Below are 700 nucleotides of genomic sequence, written 5' to 3'. Positions count from 1 at the left end.
TCCTTTTTCTCACCGCACGAATAACCGATAATTTCTCGATTAAATAAATCCAGAATTAAGCAGATATAATGCCACTTTTTCCCCACGCGAACATAAGTAAGATCAGTAACGATGGCTTCCAATGGCTGTTCTTGTGTAAAAGTCCGATCTAATACATTCGCTGTTTTCGCTTCATTACAGGCTTTTCGCTGGCCTTTAAAATGAGCGATCGTATAGGTAGATGTCAACCCACGACGTTTCATGATTCGACCGATTCGACGCCGGCTGAGTTGAAGGTCACGCTTTGCTAAACATTGCTTCAATTTCCGAGTGCCATAGGCTTTTCGGTTACGAATAAATTCTTCCTGTACGACTTCTTCTAACTCAGACTCATTTCTGACAGGTCGTGCTTGATAATAGTAGGTTTGACGAGAAATGTTTAGAATTTTGCACATCGCTGATATCGAGTATTTGTGCTTGTTGGCATCAATTACTTGTCTTAACGTCTTCAATCAGCGCCGCTTGCTTTAAAATATCATTCTCCATTTCGAGCTGTTTATTTTTCTTTCGTAATGCGATCAGTTCAGCTTGTTCCGGGGTTAAGTTATCTTTTTCCTTGAACGAGCCTGTTGACTGTGCTTGCTTCACCCACTTATCGAAGGCTGAAGCCGTCAGCTCATAGTCTCGAATAATTTCTGCACGTGGCTTGCCTGCAAGGTAG

1 pseudogene is annotated in these 700 nt (G+C 42.0%); it reads right to left on the bottom strand.

Annotated features, from left to right (window positions below):
• Positions 1–700: pseudogene (locus AC4J95_RS21115) on the bottom strand (IS3 family transposase); the annotation flags it as partial.

Source organism: Enterococcus sp. GPZ-007 (assembly GCF_059374735.1).
Note: the sequence above shows the minus strand (reverse complement) of the source record. Positions and strands in the feature narration are given on the sequence as shown.